General features: G+C 63.7%; 16 protein-coding genes. 10 read left to right on the top strand and 6 right to left on the bottom strand.

Features of this window, described 5'->3' with window-relative positions:
- Positions 1–291, bottom strand: coding sequence for an LPS translocon maturation chaperone LptM (lptM, locus tag A3OO_RS0102690; RefSeq protein ID WP_040573350.1), 291 nt, complete (start codon positions 289–291; stop codon positions 1–3).
- 303 nt (positions 292–594) lie between these two features.
- Between lptM and A3OO_RS0102680 the strand changes: the two genes are divergently transcribed.
- The 5 genes from A3OO_RS0102680 to A3OO_RS0102660 all read left to right on the top strand — a co-directional run bounded on the left by A3OO_RS0102680 (position 595) and on the right by A3OO_RS0102660 (position 6,638).
- On the top strand, positions 595–1,176 hold the full coding sequence (locus A3OO_RS0102680; RefSeq protein WP_245257087.1) for a L,D-transpeptidase: 582 nt from the start codon (positions 595–597) through the stop codon (positions 1,174–1,176).
- Positions 1,177–1,326: 150 nt separating this feature from the next.
- Entirely contained in the window at positions 1,327–3,255 is a 1,929-nt protein-coding gene (gene dxs, locus A3OO_RS0102675; protein WP_018406287.1) for a 1-deoxy-D-xylulose-5-phosphate synthase, read from the top strand.
- 423 nt (positions 3,256–3,678) lie between these two features.
- A complete protein-coding gene (locus A3OO_RS0102670; protein ID WP_018406286.1) occupies positions 3,679–4,140 on the top strand; it encodes a GIY-YIG nuclease family protein in 462 nt (153 codons plus the stop codon).
- A gap of 111 nt (positions 4,141–4,251) precedes the next feature.
- The gene (hisS, locus tag A3OO_RS0102665; RefSeq protein ID WP_018406285.1) at positions 4,252–5,745 is read left to right on the top strand and encodes a histidine--tRNA ligase; all 1,494 of its coding nucleotides are present in this window, start codon (positions 4,252–4,254) and stop codon (positions 5,743–5,745) included.
- Positions 5,746–5,819: 74 nt separating this feature from the next.
- On the top strand, positions 5,820–6,638 hold the full coding sequence (locus A3OO_RS0102660; protein WP_018406284.1) for a universal stress protein: 819 nt from the start codon (positions 5,820–5,822) through the stop codon (positions 6,636–6,638).
- A 131-nt stretch (positions 6,639–6,769) separates the two neighbouring features.
- Here A3OO_RS0102660 and A3OO_RS0102655 read toward each other — a convergent pair whose 3' ends face one another.
- Both A3OO_RS0102655 and A3OO_RS0102650 read right to left on the bottom strand, forming a co-directional pair.
- Positions 6,770–7,264, bottom strand: a complete 495-nt coding sequence (locus A3OO_RS0102655) for an META domain-containing protein (RefSeq protein ID WP_196404716.1) — start codon at positions 7,262–7,264, stop codon at positions 6,770–6,772.
- Between the two features lie 64 nt (positions 7,265–7,328).
- Positions 7,329–8,324, bottom strand: coding sequence for a 2-hydroxyacid dehydrogenase (locus A3OO_RS0102650; RefSeq protein ID WP_018406282.1), 996 nt, complete (start codon positions 8,322–8,324; stop codon positions 7,329–7,331).
- Positions 8,325–8,514: 190 nt separating this feature from the next.
- On the opposite strand from A3OO_RS0102650, the gene A3OO_RS21000 reads away from it, so the two are divergent.
- Entirely contained in the window at positions 8,515–9,126 is a 612-nt protein-coding gene (locus tag A3OO_RS21000) for an SH3 domain-containing protein (protein WP_018406280.1), read from the top strand.
- Here A3OO_RS21000 and A3OO_RS0102635 read toward each other — a convergent pair whose 3' ends face one another.
- The 3 genes from A3OO_RS0102635 to irrA all read right to left on the bottom strand — a co-directional run bounded on the left by A3OO_RS0102635 (position 9,127) and on the right by irrA (position 11,030).
- Positions 9,127–9,501, bottom strand: coding sequence for a response regulator (locus tag A3OO_RS0102635; RefSeq protein WP_018406279.1), 375 nt, complete (start codon positions 9,499–9,501; stop codon positions 9,127–9,129).
- Positions 9,498–10,484 (bottom strand): sensor histidine kinase, encoded by a 987-nt coding sequence (locus A3OO_RS0102630; protein ID WP_018406278.1) that lies wholly within the window; start codon positions 10,482–10,484, stop codon positions 9,498–9,500. The genes A3OO_RS0102635 and A3OO_RS0102630 overlap by 4 nt, the downstream gene beginning before the upstream one ends.
- 99 nt (positions 10,485–10,583) lie before the next feature.
- Positions 10,584–11,030 carry an iron response transcriptional regulator IrrA gene (gene irrA / locus A3OO_RS0102625; protein ID WP_018406277.1) on the bottom strand — a complete coding sequence of 149 codons (447 nt, stop codon included), beginning with the start codon at positions 11,028–11,030 and terminating at the stop codon, positions 10,584–10,586.
- 252 nt (positions 11,031–11,282) lie between these two features.
- Between irrA and fabA the strand changes: the two genes are divergently transcribed.
- The 4 genes from fabA to A3OO_RS0102605 all read left to right on the top strand — a co-directional run bounded on the left by fabA (position 11,283) and on the right by A3OO_RS0102605 (position 14,346).
- On the top strand, positions 11,283–11,807 hold the full coding sequence (gene fabA, locus A3OO_RS0102620) for a 3-hydroxyacyl-[acyl-carrier-protein] dehydratase FabA (RefSeq protein WP_018406276.1): 525 nt from the start codon (positions 11,283–11,285) through the stop codon (positions 11,805–11,807).
- Between the two features lie 45 nt (positions 11,808–11,852).
- Positions 11,853–13,076, top strand: coding sequence for a beta-ketoacyl-ACP synthase I (fabB, locus tag A3OO_RS0102615; RefSeq protein ID WP_018406275.1), 1,224 nt, complete (start codon positions 11,853–11,855; stop codon positions 13,074–13,076).
- A 141-nt stretch (positions 13,077–13,217) separates the two neighbouring features.
- Complete coding sequence (gene fabI, locus A3OO_RS0102610) at positions 13,218–14,027, top strand: enoyl-ACP reductase FabI (RefSeq protein ID WP_026222629.1); 810 nt, start codon at positions 13,218–13,220, stop codon at positions 14,025–14,027.
- A 4-nt stretch (positions 14,028–14,031) separates the two neighbouring features.
- Positions 14,032–14,346, top strand: a complete 315-nt coding sequence (locus A3OO_RS0102605) for a c-type cytochrome (RefSeq protein WP_026222628.1) — start codon at positions 14,032–14,034, stop codon at positions 14,344–14,346.
- Positions 14,347–14,368: the final 22 nt, after the last annotated feature.

Raw genomic sequence — 14,368 nt, 5'->3', positions numbered from 1 at the left:
TTACAGCAGCGGGTCGAGCGGGAAGGGATATTGCGCCGGGGGTCGATTGCCGATGGTGCCCGGAATCGGTGGCGGCGGGAGAGAGGTTTCAGGAGCGCCGGCCGCCGGTCGGGGCGCCCCGCGGGCCGCTCTCGCTTCCGCCTCCGCCCGCAGGATCGCCCCGCGCGCCTGCGTTTCGGGCGGCAGCTCCACAGGCCCGCGCCGGCCGCAAGCGCCGAGGCTCGCGGCGACGAGCGCCAGCGCAAGAACCGCCAAGGGGCGGCGGGTGAGGAGCGGCAATGGAGGCGTCACGGCGATTCGTCCCAGGGGAGAGCCGGCGCACTATAGCGATGAAGCAAAAAAAGGCGAGGGCGCAGGCGTGACGAAGATCGGCTTCTTTGCGGGCGAGCGAAAGTCAGGCGCGCACTTTGAAACGCCGCCGCGCGCAAGAGCCCGAGCTCTGCTGTTCCAAAGAAACGGGCGCGGAGCTAATGGTTGCCGTCGACGTGACCACAACTCAGCTGCGCTGGACGCGGCGCTCCAAGGAGCCAAATTAACCGAGAAAGCCCAAAAGCCGGGCCATCCGTCGGTGCGCCTTTACGATTTGGCGTCTGCGTGTTTAGGTCGAGCATGGCCAGTTTTCAGCGACTATTCGCGGCGCTTGCCGCGGCTGTTTTCGTGACGGTGGCCCCCGCAGGCGCCGCGGTGCGCGTCCGCATCGACCTTGCCGCGCAAAGGCTCGAAGCGGTCACGCCGGAGGGCGAGACGGTCAGGTGGAGCATCTCCAGCGGCCGCCGAGGATATGAAACGCCGGCCGGAACTTACAGCGTCATGCGCATGGAGGCCGATCATCATTCCGACGAATATGATCAGGCGCCGATGCCCTACGCGATCTTCTTTTCGCCGCGCGGCCTCGCCATTCACGGGAGCTATGAGCGCGGTTTGGGCCGTCCGCTCTCGCACGGCTGCGTGCGGCTCGCGGTTCCGAACGCGCGGCAACTCTTTGATTGGGTTGAAAAGCACGGTGCGACGATCGAAATCACCGGCGGCGCCCGCCGCGCGGCCGGCCGCCAGGAAGCCGAGCGCCAGGAGGCGGAGCGCCAGGAGGCGGAGCGCCCACGCATGACGCGGCGACCACGCCCGATTTACGAAGAGCCCTCATTCGGCTTCGGCATGGAGAGCTTCTCCCCTTATTAGGTCAGCCAGATACCGCAGCGCCTGGCGTTGCATCTGGGCAACACTCACGGATTGAATCGACATGGATGCTGCGGCGCGTTTGCGGGGCTGCTTATTAACGGGTAATGCTCGGATTTCTGGCGCTTGTTGTTGACGAGCAGAGTAGAGACATTGACGACATCCAAAACCCCCCTTCTCGACCGCATCGCCTCCCCCGAAGATCTGCGTAAGCTCCGTCCCAGCGAGCTCAAGCAGGTCGCGGAGGATTTGCGGCGCGAGACGATCGACGCCGTGTCTGTGACCGGCGGCCATCTTGGCGCGGGTCTTGGCGTCGTCGAGCTGACGGTCGCCCTGCACTATGTTTTCGATACGCCGCGGGACAAGGTGATCTGGGACGTCGGCCACCAGACCTATCCCCACAAGATCCTGACCGGCAGGCGCGACCGCATCCGCACGCTGCGCATGGGCGGCGGGCTGTCCGGCTTCACCAAGCGCGCCGAAAGCGAATATGACGCCTTCGGCGCCGGCCATTCCTCGACGTCGATCTCAGCGGGACTCGGCATGGCCGTGGCGCGGGATCTCGCCGACGGCGACAATCACGTCGTCGCGGTGATTGGCGACAGCTCGATGTCGGCCGGCATGGCCTATGAGGCGCTAAACAACGCCGGGGCGCTGCACTCTCGCCTGATCGTCATTCTGAACGACAATGACATGTCGATCGCTCCGCCCACGGGCGCCATGTCCGCCTATCTCGCCCGCCTCGTTTCGGGCGGCGCCTACCGCTCGATCCGCGAGGCCGCCAAACAGCTCGCAAGCCATTTGCCGCGCTTCATCTACGACAAGGCGCGCAAGGCCGAGGAGTTCTCGCGCAGCTTCATCACCGGCGGCACGATGTTTGAGGAGCTCGGCTTCTATTATGTCGGGCCGATCGACGGCCACAACCTCGACCATCTGCTGCCCGTGCTCAAGAACGTCCGCGACAAGGACGACGGACCCGTCCTGGTTCACGTCGTCACGCAGAAGGGCAAGGGATTTGGGCCGGCGGAGGAATCGGCCGACAAATGCCACGCCGTCAATAAATTCGACGTCGCGACGGGCATCCAGATCAAGCCCAAGGCCAATGCGCCGACCTATACGAATATTTTCGCCAAGGCGCTGATCGCCGAAGCTGAACATGACGACAAGATCGTCGCCATCACCGCGGCGATGCCATCCGGCACCGGCCTCGACATTTTCGGCAAGGTCTTCCCGCATCGCACCTTCGACGTGGCGATCGCCGAGCAGCACGCCGTCACCTTCGCCGCGGGCCTCGCCTGCGAGGGCTATAAGCCCTTCTGCGCGCTGTATTCGACCTTCCTGCAGCGCGGCTACGATCAGGTCGTCCACGATGTGGCGATCCAGAATCTGCCGGTGCGCTTCGCCATCGACCGCGCCGGCCTCGTCGGCGCCGATGGTCCGACGCATGCGGGCGCCTTCGATCTCGCCTATCTCGGCTGCCTGCCGGGTTTCGTCATCATGGCGCCCTCCGACGAGGGCGAGTTGATGCATATGGTGGCGACGGCGGCCGCCTATGACGACGGCCCGAGCGCTTTCCGCTATCCGCGCGGCGAGGGCCTCGGCGTCGAGCTGCCGGAACGCGGCGAAATTCTCGAACTCGGCAAGGGCCGTATCCTGCGCGAAGGCTCGAAGGTCGCGATCCTCTCGCTCGGCACGCGGCTCGCGGACTCCCTAAAGGCGGCGGCGGAGCTCGAAAGTTACGGCGTCTCGACCACCGTCGCGGACGCCCGCTTCGCCAAGCCCATCGACCGTGACCTGCTGCGCCGGCTCGCCGCCAATCACGAGGCGCTTATCGTCGTCGAAGAAGGATCTATCGGCGGTTTTGGCTCGCAGGTCTTTCAGGCGCTTTCCGAAGATGGGTTGCTGGACGGCATGCGCGGCGCGTTCAAGTTCCGCAGCATGACTCTGCCGGACGCCTATATCGACCATGACAAGCATGAGTTGATGATCGCCAAGGCGATGCTCGACAGCAAGGCGATCGTCGGCAAGGCTCTGGAGCTGCTGGGCGACGAAAAGGCCGCGGCGCGGGTGATGATCGCCTAAGGCGCGTTGTCAAATCACCCCGATTGTCACTGACAGCCCGCCAACGCGGCGCGTCCGCCGGCGCGATGAATTCATCGAGATCGCTCGCGGGTCAGATCTCCCGCAATAATGCTTACGCCTGTGGAGGCGACTGTGAGTCCGGCGGAGCCTCCCGCATGACGTGCGAGCGCTCACGCCCTTGGGAAGGTTAGGGGTCGCGCCGTCGCCAAAAATTATGTGCAATGAATTGAAACACTTACCGCGCAGCAAAGGCGCAGCAATTTGCGCCGTGAGGAGTTTTTGTGCAGCAATTGCTGCGCAGCAATTTCCATCTCGCAATTCGTGGCGTCAAGGCGATTTCGTCGCGTAGAATGATTACGCGCTCATCCGGTCGCCTGCGGCTCCTTGCGGGAGAGGATCGCGCCCAGGGTCCGTGAGAAACCGATGATTTTCGTCGCCTCCGCCGCCGACGCGCCCGCGACGCCCGGGGCCTATGCGCTGGCGTTGCGACTCGACGCGCCGCTCGACGTTCGCGTCGGGAAGATCTTGGCGACGCTTGCCGCCGGCGATTATCTCTATTGCGGTTCGGCGCGCGGCTCCGGCGGATTGCGGGCGAGATTGGCGCGACACATGCGACCGCAAAAACGGACCCACTGGCATATTGACCAGCTCACCGCTGGGGCGAGCCTGCTCGGCGCCTTTGTCGAGGAACAGGGCGACGAATGCGCCCTCAACGCCGCGCTCGCCAATCTGCCAATCCCGGTCGCCGGCTTCGGCAGTTCGGATTGCCGCCGCTGCGCCGCGCATTTGCGATTCTGGCCGGAAGGCGCGGCCCTTCCTTCCCGGTGGGAAAATGCTAGGAAGGCGGCCCACCTCTCCCTCGAGGGGGGAGGTCGCGCGGCGTAGCCGCGCGGGAGGGGGCGGATTCCCCGATCGCGGCGGCTCACCGCACCCCGCGCTTCGGCGCGACCCCGGCCCTAAAGGGGAGAGCGGCGCGCGCATCGGAACAGGTCTGGGATGTCAAAAGAAGAAAACAAAACCAAAGTCGAAGCGCGCACGCCGCGCGGGCTCGCCGACCGCGAGGCCGGCGAACTCGCCGCCACGGGCCGGATGCTCGACGTCATCCGCGAGGTCTATGAGCTCTACGGTTTCGAAGCGCTCGAGACGCCGGCGATCGAATACACCGACGCGCTCGGCAAGTTCCTGCCCGATCAGGATCGGCCCAATGAGGGCGTCTTTTCCTTTCAGGACGACGACGAGCAATGGCTGTCGCTGCGCTACGACCTGACCGCGCCGCTGGCGCGTTTCGTCGCGCAGAATTTCGACCGGCTGCCAAAGCCCTATCGATCCTATCGCGTTGGCCATGTCTACCGGAACGAGAAGCCGGGGCCGGGGCGGTTTCGTCAGTTCATGCAGTTCGACGCCGATACGGTCGGCTCCGCCTCGCCGGCCGCCGACGCCGAGATCTGCATGATGGCCGCGGACGCCATGGAGCGCTTAGGGATCGCGCGCGGCGATTACGTCATCAAGATCAACAGCCGCAAGGTGCTCGACGGCGTGATGCAGTCGATCGGCCTTGCCGGCGAGGAGAACGCGGGCCGCCGCCTCGTCGTGCTGCGCGCCATCGACAAGCTCGACCGGCTGGGCCCCAACGGCGTCCGGCAGTTGCTGGGCGAGGGCCGCAAGGACGACAGCGGGGATTTCACCAAGGGAGCGGGGCTTCCTCTGCCGGCGATCGACACGATCCTGTCCTTCAGCCTCGGTGGGCAATATCGGGACGGCGCGCCGCCTTTCGATCTCTTCGGCCTGCTCGGCAAGAGCGAAGTCGGCGCTCAGGGCGCCGAGGAGCTTCTGGAAATCGAGGATCTCGCGCGCGACGCTGGCTTTGGGCCGGATCGCATCCGCATCGACCCCTCCGTCGTGCGCGGCCTTGAATATTACACCGGCCCCGTTTTCGAGGCCGACCTCACCTTTGAAACGAAAGACGAGAAGGGAAATCCCGTGCGCTTCGGCTCCGTGGGGGGCGGGGGACGCTACGACGGTCTCGTCGGGCGTTTCAGATCGGAAAATACGCCGGCGACCGGCTTCTCGATCGGCGTTTCAAGGCTCTTCGCGGCCTTAAAGCTCATCGGCAGCCCCATCGTCTCGGCGCGTCCGCATGTTGGCCCGGTGGTGGTGCTGGTGCTCGATCGCGACAGGCTCGCCGACTATCAGCGGATGGCGGCGCAGCTGCGGGGCGCCGGGATCGCCGCAGAAATCTATCTCGGCGCGGCCGGCATGAAGGCGCAGATGAAATACGCCGACCGGCGCAACAGCCCGCTTGCGATCATCCAGGGCTCCGACGAAAAGGCGCGAGGGGAAGTCACCATCAAGGATCTCGTCGCCGGCGCGAAGGCCGCCGCCAATATCGCCACCAACGAGCAATGGAAGGCGCTTCGCCCCGCCCAATACGCCGTGCCGGAAGCCGAACTGGTCGAAGAGGTCCAAAAGGCGCTCAAGGAACAAATTTAGCCTGCGGCGAAGCTGATCATTGCCAGGCGCGCAGCCGCGTATAGTTTTGCGAAGGGATAGAGGAGCAAACGCAGATGAATGGCGACACGCCCAAATCAATCGTCCATCCCACCGATCTCTCCTTCGCAAGCCAGGACGCCTTTGCACATGCGCTGCGCATCGCCGTGACCTGTAAGAGCATGTTTCATATTCTGCACATCGAAGCGCCCGAGACCGAGGAGGACGATTGGAGCCGCTTTCCGCAGGTGCGCGAGATGCTGGCGCGCTGGAAGATGATTGCGCCCACCGCGACGCGTGAGGACGTCGCCGAGCAGCTCGGCGTTAAATTCGTCAAAGCGTCGGTTGAATCGGAGTCGCCCGTCGTCGGCGTCACCGCCTACGTCGAGCGGCACCTGTGCGATCTTCTTGTGATGATGACCCGGCCGCGCAGCGCTCTGGAGCGGCTGCTCGCCAGCTCAGTCGCGGAGGAAACGGCGCGCGAGACGCATGTGCCGGCGCTGTTCCTGCGCGAGGACCAGAAAGGCTTCGTCGACCGCGAGACGGGCGCCGTCTCGCTCAATACGGTGCTGATGCCGGTCGAGGCGACGGTCTCGCCGCTCGACGCCTTCCGCCACGTCGCGGCAGTCGCGCATTGTCTCAACCCGGCCGCCGACGTCATGCTGCTGCATGTCGGCGAAGATCTGCCGCTTTTTGAAGGGCTGCTGCCGCACATCGAGTTGCGCCGCGGCCCCGTCGTCGAAACCATTCTCTCCTACGCGAAGGAGATTAAGGCAGACATGATCGCCATGCCGACGCGTGGCAGAAAGGGCCTGCTGGAGGCGCTGCGCGGCTCGACGACGCAGCGTGTGCTGCACGAGGCGCCCTGTCCGCTGCTCGCGTCGCCGGTGAAATAATCGCCGACGTCGCCGCTTGCTCCCGACAGGCCGAAGGCCTGATCGGGACGCCAGAGTCGCGGTCCGAGTCTTGAGAGCCTATTCGGAAATGTCGCTCAACGCGCGAGCGCCGGGCCGCCGTCGCACCGGTTTTACAGCGAGCGCTGGAAATGCAGCACGCCGCCCTGCGCGCCCTTCAGGATGAGGTCGTCGCCCTTGGTGTCCCAATAGGGGCCCGAGAGCAGGACCGCCCAATAGTCGCGCTCGAAGGCGGCGAGCGGGCCTTCACATTTGCGTTCGTTGACCGCCGGCATGGTGCGGGGTCCGAGCCGGTTGGGGCCGATGATGAAGATGCCCGACCAGTTCTTGCAGCCCGAAAAACCGTTGGCGCGGCCCGTTGAATCGATCGAGATCCACATCTCCACCGGCGGCGCTTTGCCGTTGATCTCCTTGAGCACGAAATTCTGATTGTGCGGGAACGGCTGATAGCGCGGAAGTCCGCCCGTCTCTTTGTTTTCTTCTTCCGGCTGCTTCTGCTCCGCGCCCTGAGGCGGCTTGGCGCTCTTCGCGCTCTTGGCGTCGGTAGGCCCGGAGGCGAGCGCGACGGCGCAGAGCGAGGCGGCTAGGGCGAGCAAAATCCTGTTCATCGCGTCAATCATCCTCCCCATAAAGCGACCCGCGCCAGGCGGTCCCGGCCCGCGGCGCAGCGCCTTATAACATGCTCGGCAGGACGCGGTCAGGCGGGCGGTGGCCGTCCATGAAGGTTTTGATGTTGATGATCACTTTCTCGCCCATATCGATGCGGCCTTCGATCGTCGCCGAGCCCATATGCGGGAGCAGCGTGACTTTCCCGGCCTTGGCGAGCTTCAATAATTTGGGAGAGACGGCGGGTTCATGCTCGAAGACGTCGAGGCCGGCGCCGGCCATCTCATCCGCTTCAAGCATGCGCACCAGCGCGTTCTCGTCGACGATCTCGCCGCGCGCGGTGTTGATCAGAATGGCGTGCGGACGCAGATGCGCCAGCCTGCGGGCGGAGAGAAGGTGATAGGTGGCTGGCGTATGCGGACAGTGGATCGACACGACGTCGACTCGCGCCAGCATCTGGTCGAGCGACTCCCAATAGGTCGCCTCCAATTGCTCTTCGAGATCGGCCGAGACTCGCCGGCGATTATGGTAGTGGATTGAAAGTCCAAAGCTTTTCGCACGCCGCGCCAAGGCTTGGCCGATCCGGCCCATGCCGACGATGCCGAGCCTCTTGCCGGTGATCCGGTGGCCGAGCATCCAGGTCGGCGACCAGCCCGCCCAAGCGCCGTCGGGAATGGCGCTCGCGCCTTCGACGAGACGACGCGCCACCGAAAGGATCAGCGCCATCGTCATGTCGGCCGTGTCTTCGGTCAGAACGCCGGGCGTGTTGGTGACGGTGATGGAGCGATCGAGCGCCGAGGCGACGTCGATATTGTCGACGCCATTGCCGAAATTGGCGATCAGCTTCATTTGCTCGCCGGCCTGGGCGATCAGATGGGAATCGATACGGTCGGTGATGGTTGGCACCAGCACGTCGGCCGTGCGCATGGCCTCGACGAGTTCATCATGAGTGAGCGGCTTGTCGCTTTCGTTGAGGCGCGTGTCGAACAACTCGCACATGCGGGTTTCGATGACCTCGGGCAGCCGGCGCGACACGACAACGAGCGGCTTCTTTTTCGGCATATCCCTGGTCGTGCCTCCGCGTTTATGTTGTGTTGCAGCAGCGTTTCTGCGATTGCGCTATGAGCTTCGCCGCGTCGCCGCGGCGGATGAAAAGACGCCGGCGTGTTTCGCCGGCTTCAACCGGGTCTTAACGACGGTCAGCGACAAAACCAATACGCCTCCTCGGCGGACGCATTCGACTTCCTAGCAGATGACGGGCCAAAGACAAGCGAGCGATCAGTCCATCATGTCGCGAATAAATGCAGAATCTGAGCCAGTTTCGGCAGCTTTCTCAAACGCTCAGGAACTTTTCCAAAAGCGTCGCCGCGGGTTTTTCGCCGCGCTCGTCTGCGCGGTTTTTTGCGCAGCGCACGCCGGCGCTCAGGAGCCGCAGAAGGGCCCGGTGAGCGGCTTGCCCTTGCCCCGCTACGTCAGCCTCAAATCGGATCGGGTCAATGTTCGCGAGGGGCCGAGCAAGGAACATCCGACCCTCTGGATCTACGAACGCGCGGCGCTCCCCGTCGAGATCACCGCCGAATTCGAAACCTGGCGCAAGATCCGCGATTCCGAAGGCGCCGAAGGCTGGGTGTTGCACTCGCTGCTCTCTGGACGGCGCACCGCCTTGGTTGCGCCGTGGAAAAAGGAGCCACAACTGCTCGTCGCCGCCGATCATTCGACGCCCGCGGCCAAGCTCGGCCCCGGCGTCATCGGCAATTTGCGCAGTTGCGACGGCAAATGGTGCCGCATCGCCGGCAAGGGCTTTGACGGCTACATGGAGCAGGAAAATCTCTGGGGCGTCTATCCGGGCGAGAAATTCGAATAATCATGCGGAGGGGTCAGCCGGCAGACGGCTTTTAAGCGCTTCCAGCGCCGTCGAAATGGCGTCCCGACTGAAGGGCTTGGTGACGACCGGCGCATCGGCATGCGCCTCGAGCACGCCTTGCTCGCCATAACCCGTCACGAAGGCGAAGGGCTTACGCCGGCGCTCCAGGACGCCGGGGAGAACATGAGCCTTCTGGCCATTGAGGTTGATGTCGAGAAAGGCGAAATCGAAATCTTCGCTCGTCGCCTTTTGCAGGGCGTCCTGCACATTGCCCGCAGTGGCGACGACCCGCGCGCCAAGCTCCTCGAGGAACATCTCGAGGGCCATGGCGATGACCGCCTCGTCTTCCACGATGAGGATACGCGGTTCACTCATTTGAGCATTTCCACTGTGAGGGGGATGTCCATTGCGCATCGCAATCCTTCAGGCGGGAATTTGACCGAGACTTGAGCGCCTGCTTCGGAAGCGAGCGTCCTCTCGATCAATCGCATGCCAAATCCTTTATCGGACGGAGGGGAGATCGCCGGCCCGCCGTGCTCGCGCCAGACGAGATGGAGCATAGGCGTCCGGCGCGCCGAGTCGACGCCCCAGTCGACGGCGACCCGTCCGCTCGGCGCCGAGAGCGATCCGTATCTGACGGCGTTCGTGCACAATTCATGCAGCGTCATCGCCAGGGCCGCCGCGATGCGCGGGCAGACGTCGACAGGCGGTCCTGAAACGTCGAAATTCTCCTGGCCCGCAGGGGCGATGGCAGTACGCACGAGTTCGTCGACCTGCGCCTTCGTCCAGTTTTCACGGGTCAGCACGTCATGGACGGCGGCAAGCGCCAGCAAACGATTCTCAAAGAGCTCCACCGAATTCTGCTTCAACTCGCGCAACGAATGCAACGCGATCGAGTGAACCGTCGCCAGCGTATTTTTGACGCGATGGTTGAGCTCGTGGATCAGAAGCTGCAGGCGTTCGCGGTCGCGTTCCTGTTCGGTGACGTCGGTGTTCGTGCCGAACCAGCCGACGACGGCGCCGTTCTCGCGCAGCGGTTCGATGCGCGTCAGGAACGGTCGATAGAGCCCGTCGGCGCCCTTGAGCGGAAAAATCATCTGGAAGAATTCGCCGTGCTGGATCGCATGCGTCCAGCGCTCCAGCATTTTGGGCAGCACGTCCGGATGATGGACCGATTGCCAACCCCATCCCGCCATCTCCTCGGGAGTCGTGCCGGTATATTCGTACCACCGGTCATTGTACCAAAACACCCAGCCGTCCGGTCGCGCCATCCAAGCAAGATTCGGTATGGAATTGGCAAGCGCCTTGAACTGCGCGTAGGTGATCTCGGATTCCTGTTCGGTCGCCCGCTGCGACATTGCTCCTCGCCCCACCCTGGTTTTCGAAGAGATCTCTACGGCCCTGTGGGCGACGTCGAGCTGCTTCGAAATTTGTCGTCTTTAGATTATAGGGCGGGCTTAGGCGCGGCGAAGACGCACCACGACATCTACGCGTGCGACCCGCAAACCGTCGGGCGGCTGGGGAAGATCGGAGACCGAGACATTCGCGCCGGCGATGTCGTACAGCTCTCCGTCGTCTTCGAGGAGGAAATGATGGTGGTCGGCGGTGTTGGTGTCAAAATACACCCGGGCGCCGTCGACGGCGATCTCCCGCAGCAAGCCCGCCTGGGTGAATTGGTGAAGCGCGTTGTACACGGTCGCGAGCGACACGGAGAGATTGGCGGCGAGGGCTTCCTCATAGAGCCGCTCCGCCGTCACATGACGATCGCCGCTTTGACCAAACAGCAGCTCGCCGAGCGCCAGTCGCTGGCGGGTGGGCCGCAGCCCGGCGTCGCCCAGCAACTCTGCGACCGGCTTGCGGGGCGCAGAGTCTGGCGGAACGGTCGAAATTGGCTCGGCGTCCATTGCAGCGGCTCGCGGTTTTCTACTCTCGCGGTTTTCTCCATGGCATCATAGGGGGAATGGCGGGAAATTCAACGCCGCTCGGGCGTTGCGACCCTGCTTGCGACGGCGCTTCCGGCCCGGGCGAGGCTATGTTACGGATCGCTTCGCCCAAAGAGCGGCGCCGCTGGCGGCGCAAAAAGATAAGGGCGCGCCTTTTGAGGGCGCTTGGGGAGGATGGGCCTTCAAGGGCTCCAACGCGAGGAATAAGGGACGATGAGCGAAAGGCGCTCCTCATTCGGCTACGAGGATTTACTGGCGTGCGGCGAGGAGAAGCTGTTCGGCCCGGGAAATGCGCAGCTGCCGCTGCCGCCGATGCTGATGTTCGACCGGATCACCGAGATCTTCGAAGACGGCGGCGAGCACGGCAAAGGCTACATGCGCGCCGAACTCGACATTAAGCCGAGCCTCTGGTTCTTCGACTGCCATTTCAAGGGCAATCCGGTGATGCCCGGCTGCCTTGGGCTCGACGCGCTGTGGCAGATGGTCGGCTTCTATCTCGCCTGGCTCGACAATCCGGGACGCGGCATGGCGCTCGGCGTCGGCGAGGTGAAATTCAGCGGGCAAGTTCGCCCGACCGTGAAAAAGGTGACCTACGGCATCGACTTTAAGCGCGTCTTCAAGGGCAAGCTTGTGCTCGGCATCGCTGACGGCTGGGTCGCGGCCGACGGCGAGCGCATCTATGAGGCGAAGGATTTGAAGGTCGGGCTCGCCAAGGCCGAGGCGCCGGCCGCCGCCTGACGCGCACAGAAAAGGCGCGGGAAAGCGCCGCCAAGGAGTTGGACAATGAGACGAGTCGTCGTCACCGGCATGGGAATTGTGTCGTCGATCGGCAACACCACCCAGGAAGTGATCGCTTCGCTGCGCGAGGCGAAGTCGGGCATCTCGCGCGCGGATAAATACGCCGAACTCGGCTTCCGCTCGCAGGTCTACGGAATGCCGACGCTCGACCCCTCGACGATCGTCGATCGCCGCGCCATGCGCTTCCATGCGACCGGCACGGCGTGGAATCATGTCGCCATGGATCAGGCGATCGCCGACGCTGGCCTGACCGAAGCGGAAATCTCCAACGAGCGCACGGGAATCATTATGGGGTCCGGCGGCCCTTCGACCCACACGCTTGTCGAATCTGCCGATATCACACGCACCAAGGGTCCCAAACGCGTCGGTCCCTTCGCCGTGCCGAAAAGCATGTCTTCGACAGCTTCGGCGACGCTTGCGGTCTGGTTCAAGATCAAGGGCGTCAACTATTCGATCTCGTCCGCCTGCGCCACGTCCAATCACTGCATCGGCAACGCCTACGAACTGATTCAATACGGCAAGCAGGACATGATCTTCGCGGGCGGCTGCGAGGAGCTGGAGTGGGAGCTCTCGGTCCTTTTCGACGCCATGGGCGCGATGTCCTCCTCCTACAATGATCGGCCGGCGACGGCTTCGCGCGCCTATGACAAGAATCGCGACGGATTCGTCATCGCCGGCGGCGCCGGCGTGCTGGTGCTCGAAGAACTCGAACACGCCAAGGCGCGCGGCGCGAAGATCTACGGCGAGATCGCGGGCTACGGCGCGACCTCTGACGGCCATGACATGGTGGCGCCCTCGGGCGAGGGCGCGGTGCGCTGCATGCGGCAGGCGCTCGCGACGGTGAAATGCCCGATCGACTACATCAACCCCCACGCCACGGCGACCCCCGTCGGCGACGCCAAGGAAATCGAAGCGCTGCGCGAAGTGTTCGGCGTCGGCGACAAATGTCCGCCGATCGCCGCGACCAAATCCCTGACCGGCCATTCGCTCGGCGCGACGGGCGTGCAGGAGGCGATCTATTCCTTGTTGATGATGCAGAACGGCTTTATCTGCGAGAGCGCTAATATCGAAGAGCTCGATCCGGATTTCGCCGACATGCCCATCATGCGGGCGCGCCGCGACAATGTGAAGCTCGGCGCGGTGCTGTCCAACTCATTCGGCTTCGGCGGCACCAATGCGACATTGGTGTTCAAGCATCCAGACGCGTAAGTCCGCAACAGCGAGCGTCATGGCCGGGCTTGTCAATCGCCGATACGGCCGGCCCATAGCGTCCGTTCTTCTTCGCTCGTCTGCTATCTTCGATAGGCTTAGGCCCAAACTTTCGATCTCTCCTACGATGACAATCGCCATATGACAGTTTCAACCGGTTTCATGCAGGGTAAGCGCGGCCTCATCATGGGCGTCGCCAATGATCATTCGATCGCCTACGGCATCGCGCGCGTTCTTGCGCGCCACGGCGCGACGCTCGCATTCACCTATCAGGGCGAGGCGCTCGGCAAGCGCGTCAAGCCGCTCGCGCAGGAGCTCGGGTCGAACCTTGTGCTGCCGTGCGACGCCGAGGATATTTCGACGGTGGATCAGGTGTTCGCCCGTCTCGAATACGACTGGGGCGATATGGATTTTCTCGTCCACTCGATCGCCTATTCCGACAAAAGCGAATTGAAGGGACTCTACGCCGACACCTCGCGCGAGAATTTCATTCGCACGCTCGTCATTTCCTGTTTTTCCTTTACCGAAGCTGCGCGGCGCGCCGCGACGCTGATGAAGAACGGCGGATCGCTGCTGACAGTGAGCTTCGGCGGCGGCACGCATGTCATGCCGAATTACAACGTCATGGGCGTGGCGAAGGCGGCGCTCGATTCATCGGTGCGCTATCTTGCCGCCGACTTCGGCGATCGCGGCATTCGCGTCAATGCGCTGTCGCCTGGCCCGGTGCGCACCATGGCGGGCGCCGGCATCACGGGCGCGCGGGCAATGGGCGCCTTTCAAAAAAAGCATTGTCCATTGCGCCGGATGATCACGCTTGATGAAATCGGCGGCTCGGCGCTTTATTTGCTGTCGGAGCTGTCGGGCGGCGTGACGGGCGAAGTCCATCTTGTCGACGCCGGCTATAATATCATGTTGCAGCCGCGTCCCGAGGATCTCAACGGCGAGGAGTAAGGCAATGAGGATAGCGCTGTCTTTGGGCTTGGTCTTCATCGCGGCGCCGGCGATGGCCGCGAGCGCGGATCCGACGACCGGCGCGCAAATCGCCAAAGCCGAATGCGCCTCATGCCATGCGGTTGGCGCCGACGCAGAGGCCAAGAGCCCGGATCCCAAGGCCCCGCGCTTTATCGATGTCGCCAACATGCCTTCGACGACGGAACTGTCGCTCAAAGTTTTCCTGCGCTCTTCGCACAAGAACATGCCCAACATCATTCTCGCCCGAGAAGAGATCGACTCGCTGGCGAGCTATATTTTGGGGCTTGGCGGCAAATAGCCGCCAAGCCGGTCGCAAGCTA

Origin of the sequence: Methylocystis rosea SV97 (genome assembly GCF_000372845.1) — a bacterium.
In the GTDB taxonomy this organism is placed as follows: Bacteria; Pseudomonadota; Alphaproteobacteria; order Rhizobiales; family Beijerinckiaceae; genus Methylocystis; species Methylocystis rosea.
The sequence above is the reverse complement of the archived record's forward strand: the minus strand, read 5'-3'. Positions and strand labels throughout refer to the sequence as shown.

Bases quoted from the DNA above. Each gene is read 5' to 3' on its own strand.
- A3OO_RS0102630 (WP_018406278.1), bottom strand. From the start codon at position 10,484: ATGTCGCAGCGGGCGACCGAACAGGAATCCGAGATCACCTACGCGCAG.
- A3OO_RS0102650 (WP_018406282.1), bottom strand. From the start codon at position 8,324: ATGCCGAAAAAGAAGCCGCTCGTTGTCGTGTCGCGCCGGCTGCCCGAG.
- A3OO_RS21000 (WP_018406280.1), top strand. From the start codon at position 8,515: ATGACGGGCCAAAGACAAGCGAGCGATCAGTCCATCATGTCGCGAATA.
- A3OO_RS0102655 (WP_196404716.1), bottom strand. From the start codon at position 7,264: ATGAACAGGATTTTGCTCGCCCTAGCCGCCTCGCTCTGCGCCGTCGCG.
- hisS (WP_018406285.1), top strand. From the start codon at position 4,252: ATGTCAAAAGAAGAAAACAAAACCAAAGTCGAAGCGCGCACGCCGCGC.
- irrA (WP_018406277.1), bottom strand. From the start codon at position 11,030: ATGGACGCCGAGCCAATTTCGACCGTTCCGCCAGACTCTGCGCCCCGC.
- fabA (WP_018406276.1), top strand. From the start codon at position 11,283: ATGAGCGAAAGGCGCTCCTCATTCGGCTACGAGGATTTACTGGCGTGC.
- A3OO_RS0102635 (WP_018406279.1), bottom strand. From the start codon at position 9,501: ATGAGTGAACCGCGTATCCTCATCGTGGAAGACGAGGCGGTCATCGCC.
- A3OO_RS0102605 (WP_026222628.1), top strand. From the start codon at position 14,032: ATGAGGATAGCGCTGTCTTTGGGCTTGGTCTTCATCGCGGCGCCGGCG.
- A3OO_RS0102670 (WP_018406286.1), top strand. From the start codon at position 3,679: ATGATTTTCGTCGCCTCCGCCGCCGACGCGCCCGCGACGCCCGGGGCC.
- fabI (WP_026222629.1), top strand. From the start codon at position 13,218: ATGACAGTTTCAACCGGTTTCATGCAGGGTAAGCGCGGCCTCATCATG.
- A3OO_RS0102660 (WP_018406284.1), top strand. From the start codon at position 5,820: ATGAATGGCGACACGCCCAAATCAATCGTCCATCCCACCGATCTCTCC.
- fabB (WP_018406275.1), top strand. From the start codon at position 11,853: ATGAGACGAGTCGTCGTCACCGGCATGGGAATTGTGTCGTCGATCGGC.